22 protein-coding genes are annotated in these 21,018 nt (G+C 64.7%); 10 read left to right on the top strand and 12 right to left on the bottom strand.

Annotation, left to right across the window (positions count from 1 at the left end; genetic code table 11):
* Genes H4V99_RS08045 through pyrR form a run of 4 tightly spaced genes read right to left on the bottom strand, consistent with a single transcriptional unit; the run spans window position 1 to window position 3,401 of the window.
* A complete protein-coding gene (locus tag H4V99_RS08045) occupies window positions 1-558 on the bottom strand; it encodes a hypothetical protein (protein WP_280677141.1) in 558 nt (185 codons plus the stop codon).
* Window positions 551-1,912, bottom strand: a complete 1,362-nt coding sequence (locus tag H4V99_RS08040; protein WP_280677140.1) for a dihydroorotase — start codon at window positions 1,910-1,912, stop codon at window positions 551-553. The genes H4V99_RS08045 and H4V99_RS08040 overlap by 8 nt, the downstream gene beginning before the upstream one ends.
* Window positions 1,909-2,859: an aspartate carbamoyltransferase catalytic subunit gene (locus H4V99_RS08035; protein ID WP_280677139.1), complete on the bottom strand. Its 951-nt coding sequence runs from the start codon at window positions 2,857-2,859 to the stop codon at window positions 1,909-1,911. Before H4V99_RS08035 ends, H4V99_RS08040 begins: the two co-directional genes overlap by 4 nt.
* Window positions 2,856-3,401 carry a bifunctional pyr operon transcriptional regulator/uracil phosphoribosyltransferase PyrR gene (gene pyrR / locus H4V99_RS08030; RefSeq protein ID WP_280680033.1) on the bottom strand — a complete coding sequence of 182 codons (546 nt, stop codon included), beginning with the start codon at window positions 3,399-3,401 and terminating at the stop codon, window positions 2,856-2,858. Before pyrR ends, H4V99_RS08035 begins: the two co-directional genes overlap by 4 nt.
* 162 nt (window positions 3,402-3,563) lie before the next feature.
* Here pyrR and H4V99_RS08025 point away from each other — a divergent pair, with 162 nt between their 5' ends.
* Complete coding sequence (locus H4V99_RS08025; RefSeq protein WP_280677137.1) at window positions 3,564-3,902, top strand: helix-turn-helix transcriptional regulator; 339 nt, start codon at window positions 3,564-3,566, stop codon at window positions 3,900-3,902.
* Entirely contained in the window at window positions 3,884-4,714 is an 831-nt protein-coding gene (locus tag H4V99_RS08020) for a permease prefix domain 1-containing protein (protein ID WP_280677135.1), read from the top strand. The genes H4V99_RS08025 and H4V99_RS08020 overlap by 19 nt, the downstream gene beginning before the upstream one ends.
* A 25-nt stretch (window positions 4,715-4,739) precedes the next feature.
* On the opposite strand, the gene H4V99_RS08015 is transcribed toward H4V99_RS08020, so the two are convergent.
* The 6 genes from H4V99_RS08015 to H4V99_RS07990 form a co-directional block, all read right to left on the bottom strand.
* Entirely contained in the window at window positions 4,740-5,711 is a 972-nt protein-coding gene (locus H4V99_RS08015) for a thioredoxin domain-containing protein (RefSeq protein ID WP_280677133.1), read from the bottom strand.
* A 39-nt stretch (window positions 5,712-5,750) separates the two neighbouring features.
* Window positions 5,751-6,170 (bottom strand): transcription antitermination factor NusB, encoded by a 420-nt coding sequence (gene nusB, locus H4V99_RS08010; RefSeq protein ID WP_280677131.1) that lies wholly within the window; start codon window positions 6,168-6,170, stop codon window positions 5,751-5,753.
* Window positions 6,170-6,730: an elongation factor P gene (efp, locus tag H4V99_RS08005; RefSeq protein WP_280677129.1), complete on the bottom strand. Its 561-nt coding sequence runs from the start codon at window positions 6,728-6,730 to the stop codon at window positions 6,170-6,172. The genes nusB and efp overlap by 1 nt, the downstream gene beginning before the upstream one ends.
* Before the next feature lie 135 nt (window positions 6,731-6,865).
* Window positions 6,866-7,303: a type II 3-dehydroquinate dehydratase gene (locus H4V99_RS08000; RefSeq protein ID WP_280677127.1), complete on the bottom strand. Its 438-nt coding sequence runs from the start codon at window positions 7,301-7,303 to the stop codon at window positions 6,866-6,868.
* Window positions 7,304-7,312: 9 nt separating this feature from the next.
* Window positions 7,313-7,549: a PLDc N-terminal domain-containing protein gene (locus H4V99_RS07995; protein ID WP_280677125.1), complete on the bottom strand. Its 237-nt coding sequence runs from the start codon at window positions 7,547-7,549 to the stop codon at window positions 7,313-7,315.
* 433 nt (window positions 7,550-7,982) lie between these two features.
* Window positions 7,983-9,464, bottom strand: coding sequence for an HNH endonuclease signature motif containing protein (locus H4V99_RS07990; protein ID WP_280677123.1), 1,482 nt, complete (start codon window positions 9,462-9,464; stop codon window positions 7,983-7,985).
* A 756-nt stretch (window positions 9,465-10,220) separates the two neighbouring features.
* Here H4V99_RS07990 and H4V99_RS07985 point away from each other — a divergent pair.
* Window positions 10,221-10,583, top strand: a complete 363-nt coding sequence (locus H4V99_RS07985) for a hypothetical protein (RefSeq protein ID WP_280674508.1) — start codon at window positions 10,221-10,223, stop codon at window positions 10,581-10,583.
* Window positions 10,556-11,596 carry an IS3 family transposase gene (locus H4V99_RS07980; protein WP_280674510.1) on the top strand — a complete coding sequence of 347 codons (1,041 nt, stop codon included), beginning with the start codon at window positions 10,556-10,558 and terminating at the stop codon, window positions 11,594-11,596. Before H4V99_RS07985 ends, H4V99_RS07980 begins: the two co-directional genes overlap by 28 nt.
* 274 nt (window positions 11,597-11,870) lie before the next feature.
* On the opposite strand, the gene sufU is transcribed toward H4V99_RS07980, so the two are convergent.
* Both sufU and H4V99_RS07970 read right to left on the bottom strand, forming a co-directional pair.
* Window positions 11,871-12,353 carry a Fe-S cluster assembly sulfur transfer protein SufU gene (sufU, locus tag H4V99_RS07975; protein WP_280677121.1) on the bottom strand — a complete coding sequence of 161 codons (483 nt, stop codon included), beginning with the start codon at window positions 12,351-12,353 and terminating at the stop codon, window positions 11,871-11,873.
* Window positions 12,350-13,660: a SufS family cysteine desulfurase gene (locus tag H4V99_RS07970; RefSeq protein ID WP_280677119.1), complete on the bottom strand. Its 1,311-nt coding sequence runs from the start codon at window positions 13,658-13,660 to the stop codon at window positions 12,350-12,352. The genes sufU and H4V99_RS07970 overlap by 4 nt, the downstream gene beginning before the upstream one ends.
* 106 nt (window positions 13,661-13,766) lie before the next feature.
* Here H4V99_RS07970 and clpS point away from each other — a divergent pair, with 106 nt between their 5' ends.
* From clpS to pucL, 6 genes are all read left to right on the top strand, one after another.
* Entirely contained in the window at window positions 13,767-14,051 is a 285-nt protein-coding gene (gene clpS, locus H4V99_RS07965; protein WP_280677108.1) for an ATP-dependent Clp protease adapter ClpS, read from the top strand.
* Window positions 14,048-14,617, top strand: coding sequence for a DUF2017 family protein (locus tag H4V99_RS07960; protein ID WP_280677106.1), 570 nt, complete (start codon window positions 14,048-14,050; stop codon window positions 14,615-14,617). The genes clpS and H4V99_RS07960 overlap by 4 nt, the downstream gene beginning before the upstream one ends.
* A 250-nt stretch (window positions 14,618-14,867) precedes the next feature.
* Entirely contained in the window at window positions 14,868-15,713 is an 846-nt protein-coding gene (locus H4V99_RS07955; RefSeq protein ID WP_280677104.1) for an FAD binding domain-containing protein, read from the top strand.
* Window positions 15,710-18,484, top strand: a complete 2,775-nt coding sequence (locus H4V99_RS07950) for a molybdopterin cofactor-binding domain-containing protein (RefSeq protein WP_280677102.1) — start codon at window positions 15,710-15,712, stop codon at window positions 18,482-18,484. The genes H4V99_RS07955 and H4V99_RS07950 overlap by 4 nt, the downstream gene beginning before the upstream one ends.
* 188 nt (window positions 18,485-18,672) lie before the next feature.
* On the top strand, window positions 18,673-20,061 hold the full coding sequence (allB, locus tag H4V99_RS07945; RefSeq protein WP_280677100.1) for an allantoinase AllB: 1,389 nt from the start codon (window positions 18,673-18,675) through the stop codon (window positions 20,059-20,061).
* Between the two features lie 39 nt (window positions 20,062-20,100).
* A complete protein-coding gene (gene pucL, locus H4V99_RS07940; RefSeq protein ID WP_280677098.1) occupies window positions 20,101-21,006 on the top strand; it encodes a factor-independent urate hydroxylase in 906 nt (301 codons plus the stop codon).
* Window positions 21,007-21,018 lie beyond the last annotated feature (12 nt).

Here is a 21,018-nt window from a genome sequence, read left to right as displayed (position 1 = left end):
CTACACCTCACTTTCGTTGCGGTCAGCGGGCCCGGTGGCCTCGGCTGCAATGGAATGGATCGCGTCAACGAGACGGGCGCGATCACTCGGGTCAATAATGCGGAAGAAGCTGTCAACCGATCGGCCGGCTTCGGACGTGCCGTTGGCATTCTGCGTCGGGGCGAGTTGCCAGCCGAGCAGCAGGAGTCCGTCGGTCTCGACCGCACGGTCAATGGCCCACGTGGCCGGGGTCAGCAGCTCGATCGCGCCGGTGGGCACAAACATCGGGCGGGACCCGGTGAGATCAAGCGTGACACCGGCATCCGTCACCGTGATTTCGGCGCGGGCGCGAAAACCCAACCCCGGAATGAACAGACGCTCCAGCGGGGTGTCCCGGGGCGTTGTTGCCACGTAATACCCTCGCGCAACGGCCAGAACGGTCTCGGGACCGGTGGGTACCGGGTAGCCGGCCACAATCTGCGCATCGCGTCTGCTGCGCTTGCGCCAGCTGCGATACATCAGGGTGAACAGGCCGGCGAGAACGACGACGACGATGATGGTGGGAATGGCCCTATCCATGGTGGAGCTCCACATTCTGTGCATGGGCGGCAACCTCGGCGGGGTCGCGCAGTGCACCATCGAGGACCGTGGCACAGCCGCGGTGAAAGGTGGCCTGAATGATGCCGGGAAGCGTCATCGACACGTAGGGCGAGTTCACGCTCATGCCCGACAGGTTGGCACGGGTGAACACTCGGCTGGCCGAGGCGTCGTAGAGGGTGAGGTTGGCCGGGCCGCCCTCCGTGATCGACTGCCCCTGAGAAGCGAGACGACCGATGCGGGCCGGGGTCGCCGACAGCACCCGGGCGATATCGGTCCAGTCCAGCAGCCCGTTTGACACAACGGATGCGTGCACGACCGAGAGCGCAGACTCGAGGCCCACCATGCCGTTGGCTGCGGCGTCCCACTCGCAGTCCTTGGACTCGATCGGGTGTGGTGCGTGGTCGGTGGCAACAATGTCGATGGTGCCGTCGGCGAGGCCCGCACGCAGCGCCTCCACGTCTTCACGGCGGCGCAGCGGCGGGTTCACCTTGAACCGGGCGTCATAACCGACAACAAGGTCTTCGGTGAGCAGCAGGTGGTGCGGGGTCACCTCGGCGGTGACGTTGATGCCGCGGGCTTTGGCCCAGCGGATGACGTCGACGGAACCAGCGGTCGACACGTGACACACGTGCAGACGGGAACCCACGTGCTCGGCCAGGAGAACATCGCGGGCAATGATGGATTCTTCGGCGACGGCCGGCCAGCCGACAAGGCCGAGCTGCCCCGACAGCGCACCCTCGTTCATTTGCGCCTTCTCGGTGAGTCGCGGTTCCTGAGCGTGCTGGGCCACCACGCCATCGAAGGCCTTCACGTACTCGAGAGCGCGGCGCATGAGCAGCGGGTCTGACACGCAGAAGCCGTCGTCGGAGAACACGCGTACCCGGGCACGACTGGCGGCCATGGCGCCGATTTCGGCAAGCTGCGCACCCTTCAGGCCCACGGTGACAGCGCCAATCGGCTGCACCTCCACGTAGCCGGCACGTTCGCCGAGCGCGAGCACCTGCTCCACCACTCCGGCGGTGTCCTGGGCAGGAGACGTATTGGCCATGGCAAAGACGCTGGTGAAGCCACCGCGGGCTGCCGCCTGGCTTCCGGTCAGGACGGTCTCGCTGTGCTCGTAGCCGGGTTCCCGCAAATGAGCATGGAGGTCGACGAGTCCGGGAAGAGCGATCAACCCATCAGCGTCCACCAGGCTGGCTCCGGCGTGGGAGAGGCCTGTTCCGAGCTGCTGAACGCGACCATTCTCGAGAACGATATCGGTGCGCGTGCCGTCTGGAAGCGTCGCTCCCCGAATCAGGTACGTCTGGCTCTTGCTCGACTCAGCGGGCATCATGCATCCTCTCGTTCACCGGACAGCAGCAGGTAGAGCGCGGCCATCCGCACGGAAACGCCATTTGCGACCTGTTCGAGCACGGTGGAATTGACCGAGTCGGCTGCCGCAGATGATATTTCCAGCCCGCGATTCATCGGGCCAGGGTGCATCACAATGCTATCCGGGCCGAGACGATTAAATCGCGCGTTGTCAAGTCCCCAAGCGCGGGAATACTCCCGACTGTTGGGGAAAAAAGCCGCACTCATGCGTTCAGCCTGAATGCGGAGCATCATGACCACGTCGGGGCGGGCGTCGATGGCGGCATCAAGGTCGAAACCCACGGTGGCCGGCCAGCCGGTGGTGTCATTCGGGAGCAGGGTGGGCGGTGCCACGAAGGTAACCTCGGCTCCGAGTGTGGGGAGCAGCCACAGGTTGGAGCGGGCGACGCGTGAGTGCAGTACGTCCCCCACAATCGCGACGCGCACGCCATCGAGCCCCTTCCCCCGGCTTTTGGCACCGTGCAGGCGGCGGCGGATCGTGAACGCATCGAGGAGGGCCTGGGTCGGGTGCTCGTGGGTACCGTCGCCGGCATTGATGATGCCGGCGTCGATCCAACCGCTGGCAGCGAGCACGTGGGGTGCTCCGGATGCCGGGTGGCGAATGACCACGCCATCCGCTCCGATCGCAGCCAGGGTCTGAGCGGTGTCTTTGAGGCTCTCCCCCTTGGACACGCTGGAGCCCTTGGCGCTGAAGTTGATCACATCGGCGCTCAACCGTTTGGCGGCGGCTTCAAAGGAGATGCGGGTGCGGGTCGAGTCCTCAAAAAAGAGGTTGACGACGGTTTTGCCGCGCAGAGTGGGCAGCTTTTTTACTTCGCGCTGGGAGACATCCGCCATATCTTCGGCAATATCAAGGAGCGCGATGGCGCGGTCACGGCTCAGGTCGCGCGTGGAGAGCAGGTGTCTCACTGGTCTCGTCCTCCCTCGATGAACACGAATTCGTCGCCATCGGTTTCTTCGAGGTGCACGTTAATGCGTTCCTCGGTGGAACTCGGCAGGTTGCGACCCACGAAGTCGGCGCGAATGGGAAGCTCGCGGTGGCCACGGTCAACGAGCACGGCGAGGCGAACAATTTGGGGTCGACCGTGGTCCCCCAGCGCATCAAGTGCTGAGCGGATGGTGCGACCCGAGTAGAGCACGTCGTCAACGAGCACCACTGTGGCACCGTCGATGCGTCCAGGAACGAGGGTACGCGACGGGGTGCGCGTGCGCGTGTGGGCCAGGTCGTCACGGTAAAGGGTCACATCGAGGGAACCGGCCCGCACCGGGCCGGCCGCCGGTTCGATCCGGGCAATGATGTCGGCAATGCGTTGCGCGAGCACCACACCTCGGGTGGGGATGCCCAAGATGACGAGGTTGGCTGAACCCCGATTGGACTCCAGAATCTCGTGGGAGATTCGAGTCAACGCGCGGGTGATGTCAGCTTGAGTGAGCACAATGTGTTCCAACAGCCGACCTCCTTCCCCGTCTCACAGGACGGCTGTTAAAGGATGTCAAAATGTGGGGGTAAAACTTGTTCTTTTTTAGAGTAACCGATACTTCGGGCACAGGGCACCGCTTCCTGGACACCGCACCCTAGACACCTAGTAAGACTAGGCGTAGTATCCCTCAGTATGAACAGGGAAGCGCTCAAGGGTCACCTCGACCTGCTGGTCCTGTCCGTTCTGGCCGACGGACCCCTGCACGGCTACGCCGTCATTGAACAGCTGCGCACGCGCAGCGATGACGTGTTCGACCTGGCAGAGGGCACCGTCTATCCCGTCCTGCATCGACTCGAAGTAGCCGGTCTGCTCGAAAGCGAGTGGAGCACGGTCACGGGTCGCAGGCGCCGGTCGTACCGGCTCACCGCGGCCGGACACGCCATGCTCTCGGAGCAGAGCGCGCGCTGGCAGCTCTTTTCGTCAACCATCAATTCCGTTCTGCGGAGCAAGCCGTGGCCGACTACCCTTTGATTTCGAGCTATATCACCGCGTTTGACGCTGTTATCAGCAGTCGAACCGATGCCGCCGATCTGCGTGATGAGGTTCATGATCATCTCCTGACGGCGGTCGAGCGGTGGTGCGCTCGTGGTCTGGACACCGAAACGGCTGAGCGGCGCTCCCTGGATATTTTTGGTGATCCCGCGGTGATCGCGGGGATGATTTCTGCAGTTCCAGTGAAAGGTTCACCGATGAACACCTTCTTTACCCGCGCAGCCGCGTATTTCGGCTTCTCGGCTGCCGCACTCTGGATTGCGGCAGCCGCCGCGCTTCCCTTTGCGATGGATACGGACGGCTGGAGCGCCAGTCAGGGCGCGTATCTCACGGCTTCGGCGCTTGTCGCTGTCGCCATCGCTCTCTCGGGGCTCGTGCTTCTTGCGGTGCATGTGCGCTCTGCGGGCCGGTTCGATGCTTCGGCCACGGTCACGGCAGCGCTGCTCCTCGTGTCGTTCCTCGCCGCGCTCATTTTCGCGTGGTTCTGGGTGGCGTGGCTCGGTCTGCTCCTGGCCGCAACCCTCGTTACCTTCCTGCGACGGTCGAACTCTCACCTCACCCGAGGACTCCCGCGCGTGTTGCTCGTCGTGGTCTGGCCGATTCTCGCTGTGGGTACCCTGGTTCTCGCCAGCGTCGCGGCGCAATGGGACCCGAGAACGTCGGGAACCGTGCAGGCGGTGGCGCTCGCCACACTGTGCCTGACCTATGGACTGGGAATTGCAGCACTCGGCCTGCGCCAACGCGCAGCGTCATCGGCCGGTAGTAATCGGCATCCGCTGATGACCGCGTAGCGCTGTGTGTCTCAGGACTTGTATCTCAGGAGGTGAAGAAGCTTGACACGAACTGGGCGAACTCAACCGGGTCGGTCAGGCTGCCTTCATACAGGGCGCCGTCGACCAACACGGTCGGGGTGCCGGGAATTGACGGGATCTCGGCTCCGTCGATGGGGCCAATGATCGCGGCCTCCGTGTTCACCTGTGACCAGGTGTCATAGGCGCCGCTCGCTAGACAGTCGGCGATGCTCGTGCCGCCCGGCACGAGCGCGACAAGTTCGCTGTCGGAGAGTCCCACGGTGTTTTCCGCTGGTTGGTTGGCGAAGAGCGCCGCCAGGTAGTCCAGGGTGAGGTTCGGGTTGAGCGTGGCGTGGCAGGTGAGAGCTGATGATGCCCGGGTGGAGTAGTTCGTGCCCTGCGACAGGCGATCGAGGAAGGTGAGCGAGTGTAGGCGCAGGGTGATCGCATCATTGTTCGCTCCGAGGGCCAGGCTCGTTCCGTTGGTCTCCTCAAACTGCCGGCAGTACGGGCACATGACGTCAAAGTACACGTCGACCGTGACCGGGCCCGTGCCCACCGTGAGGTACCCCGCGTCAAAGTCCGCAGCGCCCACACGTCCCGTGGGCAGGTCGCTGGAGGGTGCGCTCTGTCCTGGAATATTCGTGGAGCTGGGGCTGGGAGTTGGTGAGCTGGTCGACGTGTCGCCGCCCGCGCCGCCGCCCGCACCGCCGTTCGTCACGGCGGAGAACGCCGCACTCCACGTGGCGGCGAACGCGAGCAGTAGAACGACGACCATCAGGGTGAACATCGTGGTGATAGACCCAATGATGATTCCCGCAAGGGCCAACACTCGCCCCGCTTCACCACGGGCCTTGATCTGAGCCAGGGCGATCAGGCCCGCGATGCCCACGAAAAACGACGACACGATCGAGACGATGGCCAACGTGTTGGTCGTGGGCATCGGACCGAAGGGCTGCTCCGGGTAGACGGGCTGCTCTGGTTCGATGCTGGTCATGAGCGTCCCCTGGTGGTCTCGGTCAGGCGGGTGAACAGGCTACGCGGATGGCGCCGTCTGGGCAATCTTGCCGAGGAGTCCGTTCACAAAGCCCGCCGAGTCATCCGTTGACAATATCTTGGCCGCTTCGACGGCTTCGTCAATGGCAACGGCGTGGGGAACAGCATCGTTGTACAGAATTTCCCAGATACCGATGCGCAGAATGGCGCGGTCAATATTGGGCATTCGGGCCAGCGACCAGCCCTGCGAGTAGGTCTCGATGAGTTCATCGATTTCTTCGCGGTGGTCTACGACACCGTCAACAAGTTCACGGGCGTAGAGCCACGACGCGAGTCGGGCCGGTTCGCTCGCGGCACGCTGAGCCTCGGTCGCGAGCGACTCGGGAATCGTGATCTGACGCACGTCGGCGGCGTAGAGAATATCGATGGCGCGCTTACGTGCCTTGGTGCGGGCGCTCACTAGTTGACGCGGCCCAGGTAATCGCCCGTGCGGGTGTCGACCTTAACCTTGGTGCCCTGCTCGAGGAAGAGGGGAACCTGAATCTGGAATCCGGTCTCAACGGTCGCCGGCTTGGTTCCACCGGTGGAACGGTCACCCTGCAGGCCAGGCTCCGTGTACGTGATTTCAAGCACAACGGATGCCGGCAGCTCCACATAGAGCGGGTTTCCGTTGTGCAGGGCCACGGTCACGGACTGGTTCTCGAGCATGAAGTTGCTGGCCTCACCGACGACGGCGGCGGAGACGTGCAGCTGGTCGTAGTCGGCCACGTCCATGAACACGTAGGACTCGCCATCCGCGTAGAGGTACTGGAAGTCGCGACGGTCAACGTTTTCGGTCTCGATCTTGGCGCCGGCGTTGAAGGTACGGTCAACGGTCTTGCCGGAGACGACGTTCTTGAGCTTGGTGCGAACGAACGCACCACCCTTGCCCGGCTTAACGTGCTGGAACTCGACAACGGCCCAGAGGTTACCGTCAATCTTGAGGACGACGCCGTTCTTAATGTCAGCGGTAGAAGCCATGGAGATGTGTTCCGTTCAATTGTTAAAGTGCATGGTCGATTCGACCTCACAGGAGTCTACGCGACCCGACCGCAGGAGCCAAAGGGAGCGCAGCGGCCGGTTCTGCCGATCGTGCTGCCGATTGTGCTGCCGGGCTCAGATTTTTCGCGTGACGAAGTCCAGTGCGAGCCGGTAGGAGTCGAATCCGAGACCGGCAATCACTCCGGTGGCAATGGCGCTCACGACACTCGTGTGCCGAAACGTTTCTCGGGCGTGCGGGTTGGAAATGTGCACCTCGATCAGTTCCAGACCGGCCTTGGTCACCAGGGCTGCTGCGTCGCGGAGCGCGTAGCTGTAGTGCGTGAACGCGGCCGGATTGATGATCACAGGGAGGCTGTTGTCGACGGCCTCGTAGAGCCAGTGGATGAGTTCGGCCTCGTCATCGGTCTGTCGCAGGTCGATCGTCACTCCGGCCGGGGCCGACGCTGTGAGCAGGGCGCGGAGGTCATCGAGGTTGGCGGAACCGTAGACATCCGGTTCACGACTGCCGAGGCGACCGAGGTTGGGCCCGTTCAAAACCAAAACTGTGCTCATGAGCACAGCCTAAAGGCGCGCGCGGCCTGTGTCCGGACCCCACGCAGAGCGACGCCCGATGACGAACCACGCGAGCACGCCGATAACAGGGGCGATCAGGATGCCGAGAACCCACAACGCACGAGCCGTGGTGGACAGGGTGGCTGCCCGAGAAATCTGCACGATGGTGATAACGAGAAGGACGACACCAATCACAACGACGCCGCTCCAGACGAGGTCAGACGCGGCTGGCAGCAGTGGATTCACGGTGGTTCTCCTTTGCGATAAGCCGGCAACAGCGCTGAGCCGGCTACGCCTCAGCCTACTGATGCCACGTCCGATGCGGCGGGGCTGGTCTGTTCGACCATCCGTTGTCTCGCCCGCTTCGCTGGTCGAGGAGCCGGCCCCCCGAAAGCCACCTCACCAGGTCACGCCCACTTCGCTGGTCGAGGAGCCGGCACGCTTTTCGCCGGCGTCTCGAGACCTCGTAAGCCGTCCCCTTGAGCTGGCCCCGTAAACCACCTCACCAGGTCCCGACCACTCGCAAGCTCGCGCTCAACCAGCAAAATGGGGCTTGCAAGTTCGCGCTCAACCAGCGACAGGGGGCTCGCAGGTTCGCTCCTCGCCTCACCCGCTTCGCTGGTCGAGGAGCCGGCACGCTTTTCGCCGGCGTCTCGAGACCCCGTGAGCCGTCTCGCCATTAGCTATCGGATGCCCACGGCGGATCGGTGCTGGGGGTGTTGGCCCGATGACTGGCGGCCGGTCGCCACGTCTGACCAGGGTCAAAGAGCACCGGTCCCCGGATCCACGGCCTCCCACCCACCATCTTGATCTGCCACCCGGACGTATCAATGGTGTGGTGGTGGTACCAGCAGAGCAAACACCCGTTATCGATGTTGGTGGGGCCGTTGAACTTCCACGGGAAGACGTGATGCACCTCGCACCACGCAGCGGCAATGGTGCAGCCGGGGATAACGCAGCCCCCATCGCGGGCGGCAATGGCCCGGCGCTGTGCCGGGCTGAAGAACCGCTCCTTCTCCCCAAGATGGAGGACTTGTCCGTGGTCGCCGATGATCACTTGCTGATACCCGCCCGCGCACAGTCGCTCCTGCACGGCCTTGAGGCTGATCGGTGCGTCGACGCCGTCGATCCAGCCGACGCCGCGCCCGTTTTTCAGGTCTCGGGCATTCACGTGCACCATCACCGTCGGGGCCGCGCCGCCCATCCGGGGTGTTTTCGGGTCCCGCGCTGTCTTGTCGAAGACGGCACGGAGGATGTCGGCGCATTTCTCCCCGCCGGTGCGGTCATCACAGATGTCTTCGGCACCGGGGATCAGTTCCCCGGCCTCCATCCGGGCCTGATCCTCCGCCGACGGGAACGCCGGTGTCGCATGCGCGCTGATGAACGTCGCAAAGACACCGTTCATCACTCCGCGCAGTTCCGGTGTCACCCCACCCCGCAGCGGATACAACCCGTTCTTGAGTAGTCCGAACCCCACAGTGCTGGTCGCCGCGGTCTGCTCATCACTCGGCGCGGCGCCGTCGGGGTCGAGGATCGCGCCCCACTCGTGCGCCTGTGCGCGAATCAAATCGGCCGAGAAGGCAATTCCTGCTCCGGGGAGTCCCTCGGTCTCGGGGGTGATGGCGCCGGTTGCTGAGGCGACGAGCGCGCGCTCGGCGCGGTCGAGCTCGTCCGGGGCAACCCGTGTTGCAATTTGTTCGAGGGCGGAGACGATCACGTCGGCGGCATCCACGCCGAGGTTCCCTGAGGTGAGTCCTTCAGCGACGGCCGGGTGTCGCACCGGAACCGACTGGCCAAGCAGGCCACTCGTTGCCGCGGCAGTACCGGTGACGATGCCGCCGAGGCGCATCCGCCGTTTCGCTTCGGAGGCGGACACCCGAGTGATGCCGGTGATCAGTTCGTACTTGGTGCGGCATCCGCTCTTCCAGGCGAGGGAGTCGTGGCCGCGGCTGGTTTCGGCACGCATACCCACGTCGGCGGCGGACCAGATCCGGCCGCCATCCACCCGGCGCCCCACCGCCTCCAATGCGCCCATCACACTGAGGGCCGCGTCATCGTCGAGGAGGGTGAAGTGCACTCCATCAAGAGCGTCACCGATCAGGTCACTGGCCTGCTGCAGCAGAGCGACCACCTCGGGACCGGACTTCATCGTCGTGAACATATCCCCATTTTACCCTGAATAGAACAAGAAAGCGAGACTTACTCACGTTTGATCTTGTCGAGTCTCGTAACTATTTCCACGCACAGCATCGGCTCCGACAGCGCCCATGAGCGTCCCCACGCGCCCAGCTGACGCCTGTTCTCACCGCCCACAGACCCTGCCTACCGCCACAATCAGGCCCCCCCACGCTGCCGCCAACGCCCGCACCGCCACCTGGCTCCCCCTCTCGCTGGTCGAGGAGCCGGCACGCTCTTCGCCGGCGTCTCGAGACCCCGTGACCCAGTCCTGCAAACCAGCTCACCAGGTTTCGACTGCTCGCAAGCTCGCGCTCAACCAGCGAAATGGGGCTTGCAAGCTCGCGCTCGACCAGCGAAAGGGTCCGCGCACGAGGTGCGACACCCCACCACCCCGCCGGTCGAGGAGCCGCGCGCCCTTCGCCGGCGTCTCGAGACCTGGTGAGCTAGTACCGCAGGCCAGCTCACCAGATCTCGACCACTCGCAAGCTCGCGCTCGACCAGCGAAAGGGTGGCTGCGCGGGTTTTCGCTGGGCGCTACGGATATGACGGATGGCCGCGCCCCGTATCGGTGGGCGCTACGCCGATTCGTTAGTTGCCATGATGGTCGTGAGACATCGTGGTGACGGACGCTGAATCGGAGCAGGACATGAATGATATGGCGATAGGTCGAACGAGAAATGGTGGGCGGTCGTTTCCGTTGGCGTTTCGGATTGAGTACATACGCCGCTGGGATGAGTGCGTGGAACGAGGCGCGAAGGTGCGGTTACTGCGCGAGTTCGACTTGGCAAAGGGCACGGTGAATCGTTGGCTGAGGGCTCGCGACGATGGAGAATGGACGGCATCGATGGTCGCAACGTCAGAGAGGTCACCACAAAGAATGGACAATCGCGATCGTGCGGAGTTGGCGCGGCTGCGGATGGAAAACGAGGCTTTGAAGAAGAAGGTCGCGCAGTCCGAAGCAGCACAACAAATCTTGGGAAAAGCATTCGAGCTCTTGGACGGGATCACCACCCGCTCGAACGAGGAACAAACACCGATCCCACCAGCGTTGATGAGCGCGGGCGAGTACGCGGCGTGGCTGAAACGAAGCAAGCTGTCCTGACCTTGACGGTCACGGCACTGGCCCAAGAAATGGCGATGCCGATCGTGGACGCATGTCGTCTGGTCGGGATGCCACGGTCAACGTATTACCGGCTCAGCCGTGGCTACCAGCACTACCGCCCCGTGGCTGAGGCGATCCCGCACCGCGAACGCCGGCAACCCGCAGCCTTGGACACGCACGAGCGCGCCACGATACTCTCCGTGCTCTGCGAGCCGAAATATGAAGACAAATCGGTGGTGCAAACGTACTGGCACGCCTTCGACGCCGGGACTCTCGCGTGTTCGCAGCGCACGTTCTACCGGGTCGCCAACGCTCACCGCCTGGTCGGGGATCGTCGACGCACCCGAACCCCGCGCTCCCCGTCACCGCGCACTCCGGCCGTCGCGACGCTCAAGCCCGGGGATTTGTGGTCGTGGGACATCACCGAATTGAACGGACCCAGCTACCACGATCGGTACTACCTTTACCTGATCATTGACGTGTTCTCGCGTTACCCCATTGGCTGGTGCATCGAGACTTACATCTCGAAGAAACGCGCTGTGACACTGTTCACCGACGCGATCGCCACCCACGGCGCCCCCACAGTCGTGCACTCCGACAACGGGTCCTCCATGCGCTCCACAGACCTCATCAACGCCCTCGAGAGCAACGGCATCATCACCTCGTACTCTCGCCCCCGGGTCAGCGACGACAACCCCTTCTCAGAATCACTGTTCAAGACCATCAAGTACGACCCCAGCTCCCCGGACCGATTCGATCACCGCGATCACGCCCGCCAATGGACCAAGGACTTCTTGGACCTGTATGCCACCCAACACCGCCACAGCGGTCTCGGCCGGCACACCCCAGCATCCGTCTTTGACGGCACCGCCCACCTCATCCACGCGCAACGACAACGGGCACTGGACGCCTACTACGCCCAGCACCCCACACGCTTCCGCCAACCACCCACAGCACCACCACTACCCCAACCCACAGGCATCAACACCCACCTACTGTCTCAAGCAGGTTGACAACTACCGGATTACCGTAGCCCCACCCGATATTCGTAGCGGCGACGAGGGAAGCGCGCCCGACCCCGCTGGTCGAGGAGCAGGCACGCCTTTTGCCAGCGTCTCGAACCCGTGAGCCAACTCTGAAAATCGGCTCACCGGGTTTCGACTACTCGCAAGCTCGCGCTCAACCAGCGATAGGGGCTCGCAAGCTCGCGCTCAACCAACGGGGAACTCGTAATCTCGCGCTCAACCAGCGAGAGGGTGTGTGCGCTCTACCAGCGCTCACGCGGAGTCAGGGCCGCGACTCGGCCTCCGCCAGAGCGGCCTCGAAGGCAACCCAGGGCAACATGGCGCACTTGACCCGCGCCGGATAACGCGAGACGCCAGCAAAGGCCGCGGCATCGCCGAGCACCTCTTCGTCGGGTTCGATCTTTCCGCGCGAGCGCAGCATGTCACGGAACGTCTCCAGCAGGGAGCGAGCCTCCATAACGCGAAGACCCCGCAGCGTGTCCGTGAGCACCGAAGCGGATGCGACAGAAATCGAGCACCCCTCGCCTCGCCACACCAGCTCCTCCACTCGTTGCTCGGTACCCACCGCGCCGAGGGTGACGCGCATGGTCACCTCGTCGCCGCAGGACGTGTTCACCTGGTGCGACTCGGCTACCCGCGCAGCTGCCGACGAATCCAGCGGCACGAGCGGCTCCACCGACGAACCGTGCTTCGCCTTCGCATGGTCGAGAATAATGGTCTGGTACAGCTGCTGCAGGTCGCTCACGCAGTCACTCCGAAAAATGGTGCCACTTCACGAAGTGTCGCGAGGAACTCATCCACCTCGTCGGTTGTCGTGTACAGATACGTGCTTGCCCGGGTCGACGCGGTCACGCCCAGACGGCGATGCAGCGGCTGCGTGCAGTGGTGCCCCACGCGCACGGCAATACCCGCGTCGTCGAGGTACTGACCCACATCGTGGGCGTGCACACCGGCCAGGTCGAAACTGGCCAGTCCGAGTCGCTCCACACCGACTCCGGGACCCAGCACACGCACACCCGGAATCTCCCCCAGACCGGCAACGAGACGCTGACCGAGCTCCTTGTCCCAGCCCCCAATTTTGTCCATACCCGTTTCCCGCAGGTAGTCCACAGCCGCGGCGAGCGCGATTGCCTGGGAAATGCGCTGGGTTCCCGCCTCAAAGCGCTGCGGCGGCGCGAGGAATTCGGCTTTCTCCATGCTCACCGTGGTGATCATGGAGCCACCCGTTAGAAACGGCGGCATATCGGCCAGCACGTCGGCCTTGCCGTAGAGCGCCCCGATTCCGGTGGGACCGAGCATCTTGTGGCCGGAGAAGACGACAAAGTCCACGTCGAGGTCAACGACGTTCATGGCAAAGTGCGGCGCGGATTGGCAGGCGTCCAGAAGCACCAGCGCACCCACCCGCCGAGCGAGACGCACGAGTTCGGCCACGGGGTTGATGATCCCCGTCACGTTGGACGCATGGCTGAAGGCCAGCACCCGGGTGTGGGTGCCCACAATCTCCGCCGCCGCAATTAGGTCAAGGGTGCCGTCGTCGAGAATGGGAATGAACCGAAGCGTGGCCCCGGTCCGCAGGGCCAGTTGCTGCCAGGGGATGAGGTTGGCGTGGTGCTCCATCTCGGTAACCACGATCTCGTCGCCGGCGCCGAGCGCGAACCGTTTCGCGGCCCCTCCCCCCAGCCCCAGCGATGCGTTGGAGAACGAGTAGGTCACGAGGTTGATGGCTTCGGTAGCGTTTGATGTCCACACCAGCTCGTCGCTCGATGCGCCAATGAACGCGGCGACCGTCTCGCGGGCGGCTTCAAACACCTCCGTCGCTCCGACAGCGAGGGTGTGCGCCCCCCGGTGCACGGCGGCGTTGCGCTGCTCGTAGTATTCCTGCTCGGCTTCCATCACGCTGATCGGATTCTGCGACGTGGCGCCCGAATCCAGGTAGTTGAGTGGATGCCCATTCACCCGCTGTCCCAGAATGGGGAAGTCGTTACGGATGCGTTCAACCTCGACGGCGGTCAGCGTGGGAGCCGTCACGGTTGGGGAAACGAGAGAGGTCATTCCTCAAGGATATTCCCTTCCGCGGTTTGTGTTTTGCGCCGCGCAGACAGTGACCGCCCCGGTGTGTGGGGTGGAAATCAACCAGAAGCCGTGACACCCTTAGAGCGTGACTGTCACAGACCCACTCCTCGATGTGCGCCCCAACGCGGTCCTCGATCGCCCCTGGGTGACGCTGGTGTGGAACGACCCGGTCAACCTCATGTCCTATGTGTCGTATGTATTCCGCAGCTACTTTGGCGTCACCCCGGAGGAGGCCGAGCGGCTCATGCTGCAGGTTCATCACAACGGCAAGTCCGTCGTCGCCACGGGTAACCGGGAGGCAATGGAACGCCACGTCGAAGCCATGCACGGGTATGGGCTCTGGGCCACGCTCGCCAAGGCAGACTCGTGACGCGCTTCGGCCTCGCGGACTCCGGAGACCTCCTGGGCCGATTCGAGCCGATCGAGGTCGACCTGCTCAAACTGGCGGTGGAACAGCTGGTGGAGATGCTCGAGCGCGCCGGCGAAGACGTGACCGTGGCATCCGCTGACCCCGCGTTACGGCGAATGTTGCCGGATGCCTACCCCGGCGATGACGAGGCAACCCAGGAATTTCGCCGCTTCACGGCGGGCGATCTGATCGAGGCGAAGGTCTTCAACGCCCGCGTCGTGCTCGCCACACTGCGTGCGGCTCTCGTTGATACCCCGGCGGCCCTGGTCGAGGAGACCGCGAAGACCCCGCGAACCCGCCGACAGAAGCCCGTGCCCCGCACGGCGGTCACCCTGGACATCGATCCGGCAGCAGTGCAATCGTGGCTGCGCACCCTGAACGACCTGCGACTCACTCTCGCGGAGCGCCTGATCATGTCCCCCGATGGCCGCATTCAGCTGGAGGGCGAGGAGGAGCCGTTCCTGCGTGAACTGTACGAGTGGCTCGGCATGGTTCAGGAATCCCTCATTTACACCATCGACATTTAGCGGCGACAGACACCCCGCGAGCATATTCACACGGTGTGTGCGCCTCACCCGCACGGGGGACGCCGAGCGTTACGTGAACGCCACACTGTCGCTTAGCATTGAAGGCACAAGTCTGATGTGACCGGAGACTGTTGCCGGGATGGACTTGGTGTCTACCCCGGTGCCCATCGGCGCTCACCGGGTCCGTTCACCGCACCGCGTTCCGGGGGCCGAGCCGTCAGCCGACGGGTCAGCTTCCGTCGGAGGAAACATGGACCTCAACACCGTGACGAGCGTCATCCCCGCCCGACACCGCGACGACCTGCGCGCCCTGGGTGGCGGCGTGGTGCCGCTGGCTGGCGGCTCGGAACTCTATGCCGACCCTCGCATCCACTTGACCGGTCTCGTCGATTTGGCCACCTTCGACTGGCCGGCGCTCACCGTCACGGACGCGGGGCTGGAGATCGCGGCAACGTGCACGTTTGCCGAATTGTCCCGACTGCCCGCCGAAGCGGGGTGGACCGCGCATCCGCTTTTCTACCAGTGCTGCGCCGCCCTGTTCGGGTCCTTCAAGGTGTGGAATGTGGCAACGGTCGGCGGAAACCTCGCCACCGCACTGCCCGCCGGCCCCATGATCACCCTGGCGGTTGCGCTCGATGCCGAGGTGCTCATCTGGCGTGCCGACGGCAGCGACGAGCGGATGCCGGCGGTCGCCTTCGTCACCGGAAACATGTCCACCGTGCTGAACGAGGGCGATGTGCTGCGGTCCATCCACCTGCGGTCCGCGCAGCTCGGGGCGCGCACCGCGTTTCGCAAGATCGCCCTGTCTCCGCTCGGGCGGTCCGGGGCCGTTCTGGCCGGCCGGTTGGATGTCGACGGGACCTTCGTGATCACCGTGACGGGGGGCACGATTCGTCCCGTGCAACTGCGGTACGCGGGCATCCCCCCACAGACACGCCTGCGCAGCGACATTGACGCCATCACCGACTGGTTCACCGACGCCCACGGGGCGGCCGACTGGCGCCAGGCCGTAAGCGGTGTGCTTGCCGAGGAAATCCGTCAGGAACTGAACGAAGACGAAAACCAGAACGAGAACGAGGACGAGGACAACCGATGATCACGGTCAATGGTGAACCCCTGGAGGTCTCCCCCGCGGCAGGCCAGAGCCTCCGTACCCTGCTGCGCGACGCGGGCCATCAGGACGTCAAGAAGGGCTGCGACACGGGCGACTGTGGCGCGTGCTCCGTACTCGTGGACGGCACCCCCATTCATTCCTGCATCTACCCGGCCTTCCGTGCCGAGGGTACGGCCATCACCACGGTGGCGGGCCTCGGCCAGCCGGGCAATCTCGCACCGGTGCAGCAGAAGTTCGTCGACGCCGCGGGGTTCCAGTGCGGTTTCTGCACGGCGGGCATGATCGTGACCGCCTCCACACTCACCGAGCACGACCTGCACGACCTGCCGCGTCTCCTGAAGGGCAACCTGTGCCGCTGCACCGGCTACCGCTCCATCGACGATGCCATCCGCGGCACGCACACACCGAGTGATGGCTCGCCAGCTGTGCGCCCGTCGACCCTCGGCCCCATTGTGCGCACCCGTCCGGCGGCCGACAAACCGGCCGACCCGAGCGGGCGCGTCGGCACGTCACTTCGAGCACCGGCAGCCGAGCGCATCGTCACCGGCCAGGAGTCCTACACGCTGGATGTGCAGGTACCTGGCCTCCTCCACCTGGCCATTCTGGCGAGCCCGCACGCCAGTGCGCGCATTGCAGCTCTGGACACGAGCGCGGCGCTGGCGCTTCCGGGCGTGCACGCGGTGTTGACGCACCTGGATTCTCCCGATGTGCTGTTTTCCACCGCCCGGCACGAGGACCGCCTCGACGATCCCGACGACACGCGAGTCTTCGACACCGTACTGCGCTTTCGCGGGCAGCGCGTGGCCGCCGTCGTGGCCGACTCCATTGCCATTGCCGAGGCCGCCTGCCGTCTCATCACGGTGGAATATGACCACCTTCGTGCCGTCTTCGACCCTGAGGAAGCGCTCGAAGCCGGAGCGGCGCTCGTGCACGGCGACAAGAATGCCCTGATCTCCCGCGTGGCCGATCCGCAGCGCAACCTGGTTGCCGAGATGCACGGTGAGCACGGTGATGTAACGGCCGGCCTCACGGACGCCACCACCGTCGTCTCCGGCCGCTGGCAGACCCAACGCATCGCCCATGTCGCGCTCGAAACGCACGGGACGATCGGCTGGATGGAAAACGACCGTCTGGTGCTCCGCACGAGTTCGCAGGTACCCTTTTTGGTGCGCACCGAGATTTGTCGCCTCTTCGACCTGAGCATCGACGACGTGCGCGTTTTCACCGCCCGCGTGGGAGGCGGCTTCGGTGGAAAGCAGGAGATCCTGACCGAAGACGTCGTGGCCCTGGCCGTTCTGACCACCGGTCGCCCGGTGCAGTACGAATTCACGCGCACCGATGAGTTCACCATCGCACCGGTGCGTCACCCCATCCGTGTGGACGTAACGCTCGGCGCGACCGCCTCCGGTGCACTTACGGCCCTCACCCTGGGCGTCCTGTCCGACACCGGTGCCTACGGCAATCATGGACCCGGCGTCATGTATCACGGCAGCTCCGAGTCGGTTGCGCTGTACCGTGTTCCCAACAAGCGAGTGGATGCCCAGTGCGTCTACACAAATAACCCCCCGTCGGGCGCCTTCCGCGGCTATGGCCTCGGTCAGATGATCTTTGCCGTGGAGAGTGCACTCGACGACCTCGCCCGCGAACTGAAGATCAATCCCTTCGATCTGCGACGCATCAACTCGGTGCTCCCGGGCGATCCGCTGGTGGTCACCCACACCGAGGGACCAGACCTCATTTTTGGCAGCTACGGGCTGGACCAGTGCCTCGATCTCGCCCAGTCAGCGTTGGCCCGAGGCAACAACACCCCGGAGCCACGAGGCGACGAGTGGCGGGTCGGCGAGGGTATGGCCTCGTCCATGATCGCCACGACTCCCCCGCGCGGCCACCGCTGCGAGGCATCCGTCACGCTGGAGAGCACGGGACGCTACACCGTGCGGGTGGGAACCACGGAATTCGGCAACGGCACCACGACGGTGCACACCCAGATCGCCGCCACGGCCCTCGGCACCACACCGGACCAGATCGATGTTCTGCACTCGGACACGGACACCTCCGCCTACGACACCGGTGCCTTTGGCTCGGCCGGAGTGGTGATTGCCGGCAAGGCCATTCTTGGTGCCGCCACCACTCTCGCGCAGCGCCTTACCAGCACGGCCGAGCGGATGCGCGGACGCACCGACACCTGGACGCTCCACAGCGATGGGCTCGCCTCCGGAGACGAGTTCCTGCCCCTGTCCGAGGTTATTGCTGCCGCGGACACTGCTGATCTGACCGCACGCGGGGTCGAAGACGGCAGCCGCCGCTCACTGGCCTTCAACGTGCACGCCTTTCGGGTGGCCGTGAACACCCTCACGGGCGAGATTCGAATTTTGCAGTCCATTCAGGCCGCGGACGCCGGTTTCGTCATCAATCCGGAGCAGACCCGGGGCCAGGTTGAGGGTGGGGTGGCCCAGGCCATCGGCACGGCACTGTTCGAGGAGGTCACCCTCGATGGTGCAGGCACCGTCACCACGCGGGTGCTGCGCAATTACCACATTCCCCAGCTTGTCGACCTTCCCGTGACCGAGGTGTATTTCGCCGAGACCACCGACGACCTCGGCCCCTACGGTGCCAAGTCCATGAGCGAATCGACCTACAACCCGGTTGCGCCGGCGCTGGCGAACGCGGTGCGGGATGCCATCGGTGTGCGGCCCTACGAGCTGCCCATGTCGCGCGACCGAATTTGGCGTCTGCTGCAGCAGCCCCGCTGAGTTCGCGCCGGAGACCAGCGAAAAAGGCGCTGCGTTTCCGGCTCATTTCCCCATTCGCCGCTCGGGTGCTGCCCGATCCGCGCGTGTTTCACACACGTTTCCGCAGGCCCCCATGCGGAGTCCTGCACGTCACTAGTGTGATGACACCGACGCGCTCCCGCGATGTCGCGGGCTGAGGGGAACCCACCATGCGCGATCAACACCTGGTGATTCGCGCCGACGCCGTGCTCACTCCGGAGGGATTCGCCCCCCTCACCGTGCATGTGCACAACGGAGTCATCACGCATCTGGGTCCCCGTGACGCGCCACTGAGTGAGGCGCCGACAGGTACTGCGCCGACAGGTTCCACCCGGGAGATCATCCTCCCGCCGGGCCACGTGCTCCTGCCCGGCATCGTCGACACGCACGTGCATGTGAACGAACCCGGGCGCACCGAGTGGGAGGGCTTTGCGAGTGCCACCGCGGCGGCCGCCGCCGGCGGTGTCACAACCCTGATCGACATGCCGCTCAACAGCATTCCACCGACGGTGACCGTGGCGGCCCTGGAGCTCAAGCGTGCGGCCGCGCAGCCGCAGGCAACCGTGAATGTGGGATTCTGGGGCGGCGTCATACCCGGCACCCTCGGCACCCTCCGCTCGCTGCACGATGCGGGAGTATTCGGCTTCAAGGCTTTTCTCTCCGACTCCGGAGTTGACGAGTTTCCGGCCCTGAGCACCGCCCAGCTGCACGCTGCCGGCGCCGAAATCGCCGAGTTTGACGGCCTCCTGCTCGTGCACGCCGAAGACCCGGCCGTGCTGCTGGCTGCACCCCACGTGAGCGGACCCCGGTACCAGGACTTCGTGGCCGGTCGCCCCGACGCCGCCGAGCACGCAGCCATCGCAACCGTGATCGACGTGGTGCAGCGCACCGGCGTGCGCGCGCACATTCTGCACCTGTCTTCGGCCGCCGCGCTCCCGCAGCTTCGGGAGGCGAAAGCCTGCGGGCTGCCGATCACGGTGGAGACCTGCCCGCACTACCTGAGCTTCACGGCCGAGGAGATTGCTGACGGGCTCACGGCCTTCACCTGCTGCCCACCCATCCGGTCGCGCGCCAACCAGCATCTGCTCTGGCAGGGGCTGGAAGACGGTGTGATCGATTTCATCGCCTCCGACCACTCGCCGGCCACGCTCGACCTCAAACTCGGCCACGGCGGGGACTTTGCCCGCGCCTGGGGCGGAATCTCGGGCCTCCAGGTGAGTCTGCCGGCCGTGTGGACCCGGGCTCGCGAACGCGGCATCGGTCTCGACCAAGTGGTGGAGTGGATGAGTGGAGCCACCGCCCGATTCGCCGGCCTCCCCACCAAGGGGCGCATCCAGGTGGGAGCGGATGCCGACCTCGTCGCCTTTGCGCCGCACGACACGTTTCGGGTTCAGGCAACCGAGCTGCTGCATCGGAACCCCGTCACCGCCTTTGACGGGGTGCTCCTGACCGGGGTGGTGCATGCCACCTGGGTAGCCGGGCGGTCCGTGTTCGAGAGCACCGGCATCCACTCACCCCGGTCAGGAGTACCCCGGTCAGGAGCGCTGCTCACCCGCTAAGCATTCCCCCATCGGCACGGCTCAGGCAAGGAGAACACCATGGCGATCATTCTCGGTTCCAACCGCTACGGCAAGGCGGAGAACCGCATCGTGCGCATCTACCGGGACACTCCCCGGCACGAGATTCATGATGTGAGCGTGTCCACGGCGCTGCGGGGAGACTTTGCCGCCGCTCACCTCGCGGGCGATCAGTCGCAGGTGTTACCCACCGACACGCAAAAGCAGACGGCCTATTCGTTTGCCAAAGAAAAGGGTCTGCTGTCGATTGAGAGCTACGCCCTCACTCTCGCCACCCACTTTGTCGACCACATTGAGCCCGTGCACAGTGCGCGCGTGGAGGTGGAGGAATTCGCCTGGGAGCGCGTGGACCTCGACGGTTCCCCGCACGACCACACGTGGGTGCGTCGGGGGCAGGAAACCCGCACGGCCGCCGTCACCGTGGACGGTATAGGCGATCACCAACGGTGCTGGGTGATTGGCGGACTCAAGGATCTCACCATTTTGAAGTCAACCGGTTCGGAATTCACCGGGTTTATGCAGGACCCCTACACTCTGCTCCAGCCCACGAATGACCGGGTGATGGCCACCTCACTTACCGCCGCCTGGCGTTTCACGGTCACCGACCTGGATTGGGAGGCCACGTACGCCCAGATCACCGGCATTCTCATTTCCCAGTTCGCCCGGGTGCATTCCCTCGCCCTGCAGCAGACGCTCTACGAGATGGGCAAAGCCGTTCTCGAAGAGTGTTCCTTCATCGCGGAGGTGCGGCTCTCCGCACCGAACAAGCACCACTTCCTCTATGACCTCTCACCGTTCGGGGTGGAAAACACGAACGAGGTGTTCCACGCGTCCGACCGTCCCTACGGTCTGATTCAGACGACGGTGCTGCACGACGATGCACCGGATGCCGGCCCCGCGTGGGACTCGTACACCGGCCTCGTGTGAGCCCGGCGCTGG

It is taken from the genome of Cryobacterium sp. CG_9.6 (assembly GCF_029893365.1).
Lineage (GTDB): Bacteria > Actinomycetota > Actinomycetes > Actinomycetales > Microbacteriaceae > Cryobacterium.
This window is presented reverse-complemented; position numbering and strand designations above follow the sequence as displayed.